This is a genomic window from Cupriavidus sp. SIMBA_020 (assembly GCF_046535395.1).
In the GTDB taxonomy this organism is placed as follows: Bacteria; Pseudomonadota; Gammaproteobacteria; order Burkholderiales; family Burkholderiaceae; genus Cupriavidus; species Cupriavidus campinensis.
On record NZ_JAWRWU010000324.1, the window covers coordinates 1 to 298 of the forward strand.

At 66.8% G+C, this 298-nt stretch carries 1 pseudogene; it reads right to left on the bottom strand.

What is annotated here, in order from left to right:
* Positions 1 to 298: pseudogene (locus SB751_RS29415) on the bottom strand (histidine kinase); the annotation flags it as partial.

The following is a 298-nucleotide window of genomic DNA, read 5'->3' on the forward strand; positions in this document are numbered from 1 at the left end:
GTATCGGCGCGCCGTGGTTGGCCACGGCCAGTTCGATCGTGTCGCCGGCCTGCGTGGCGCTGACACGGATCGGCATGCGCGGCGCGCCATGCTGGCGCGCATGGCTCATCAGGGTCGTGACGACCTGGGCGATGCGGTCGGTGTCGGCCATCAGCGTCAGGCCGGGTTGCACTTCGGGTTCGATACGCAGGCCGGGGTAGGCCTGGCGCTTTTCATCGATCAGACCGTTCAGCAGTTCCGACAGCTGGCATTCGCGCTTTTCTATTCCCAGGCCCATGCCGCCTTGCAGCCGCGACAG